Raw genomic sequence first — 1779 nt, 5'->3', positions numbered from 1 at the left:
GGCGCGCGGCGGCGGGGGGGGGAGGCCCCCCCCACGCTCCCGCCGCCCCTGGCGCCCGCGCGCGCCCCGCCCGGCACGTCCTGTCAGGTGCGGGAGGTGGGACGGACGGTCAGACGAGGTCGAACCGGTCCAGGTCCATGACCTTGGTCCACGCGGCGGCGAAGTCGTTCACGAACTTCTCCTTCGCGTCGTCGCTCGCGTAGACCTCGGCGACCGCGCGCAGCTCGGAGTTGGAGCCGAAGACCAGGTCGGCGCGGCTGCCGGTCCACTTGACCTGGCCGGAGGCGTCACGGCCCTCGAACGTGGTCGCGTCCTCGGAGGTCGCCTTCCACGTCGTGTCCAGGTCGAGCAGGTTGGTGAAGAAGTCGTTCGTCAGCACCCCGGGGGTGTCGGTGAGGACACCGAGCGACGACTGCTTGTGGTTCGCGCCCAGCACACGCAGACCGCCGACGAGGACCGTCATCTCCGGCGCGCTCAGGGTCAGCAGGTTCGCCCGGTCCAGCAGCAGGTACTCGGCCGGCAGGCGGTTGCCCTTGCCGAGGTAGTTGCGGAACCCGTCGGCCGCCGGCTCCAGCGCGGCGAACGACTCCACGTCGGTCTGGTCCTGCGAGGCGTCCGCACGGCCCGGCGTGAAGGCGACCTCGACGTCGACACCGGCGTCCTTGGCGGCCTTCTCGACGGCCGCGGAACCCGCGAGCACGATCAGGTCGGCGAGGGAGATCTTCTTGCCGCCGGACTGCGCGGAGTCGAAGGACTCCCGGATGCCCTCCAGGGTGCGCAGCACCTGGGCGAGCTGGTCGGGGTCGTTGACCTCCCAGCCGCTCTGCGGCTGAAGACGCACACGGCCGCCGTTGGCGCCGCCGCGCTTGTCGCTGCCGCGGAAGGACGAGGCCGACGCCCACGCGGCGGACACCAGCTGCGACACCGACAGACCCGAGGCGAGGACCTGGGCCTTGAGGGCGGCCACGTCGTCGGCGTCCACGAGCTCGTGCGTGACCGCGGGGATCGGGTCCTGCCAGATCAGCACCTCGGAGGGGACCTCCGGGCCGAGGTAGCGCGCGAGCGGGCCCATGTCGCGGTGGGTCAGCTTGAACCAGGCGCGGGCGAACGCGTCCGCGAACTCCTCGGGGTTCTCGTGGAAGCGGCGCGAGATCTGCTCGTAGGCCGGGTCGAGGCGCAGCGCCAGGTCGGTCGTCAGCATGGTCGGGGCCAGGCTCTTCGACGCGTCGTGGGCGTGCGGGATGGTACCGGCGCCGGCACCGTCCTTCGCCACCCACTGGTGGGCGCCGGCGGGGCTCTGGGTCAGCTCCCACTCGTAGCGGAACAGGTTGTCGAAGAAGCCGTTGCCCCACTGCGTGGGCGTGGAGGTCCAGGTGACCTCCAGGCCGCTGGTGATCGCGTCGGCGCCCTTGCCGGTGCCGAAGGTGCTCTTCCAGCCCAGGCCCTGCTGCTCCATCGAGGCGGCCTCGGGGTCGGCGCCGACGTTGTCCGCCGGGCCCGCGCCGTGGGTCTTGCCGAAGGTGTGACCGCCCGCGATGAGGGCGACCGTCTCCTCGTCGTTCATCGCCATCCGGCGGAACGTCTCGCGGATGTCGCGGGCCGCGGCCAGCGGGTCCGGGTTGCCGTTGGGGCCCTCGGGGTTGACGTAGATCAGGCCCATCTGGACCGCGCCGAGCGGGTTCTCCAGCTCGCGGTCACCGGTGTAGCGCTGGTCGTCGAGCCAGGTGGTCTCGGGACCCCAGTAGACGTCCTCGTCCGCCTCCCAGACGTCCGGGCGGC

1 protein-coding gene is annotated in these 1779 nt (G+C 72.1%); it reads right to left on the bottom strand.

Translation table 11 applies throughout. The features are described 5' to 3' along the window. Positions 1-109: 109 nt before the first annotated feature. A partial coding sequence (katG, locus tag ABT085_RS46145) for a catalase/peroxidase HPI (protein ID WP_351623183.1) occupies positions 110-1779 on the bottom strand: 1670 nt, incomplete at its 5' end.

This window comes from Streptomyces sp. NPDC002265, from assembly GCF_040296125.1.
Lineage (GTDB): Bacteria > Actinomycetota > Actinomycetes > Streptomycetales > Streptomycetaceae > Streptomyces.
This window is presented reverse-complemented; position numbering and strand designations above follow the sequence as displayed.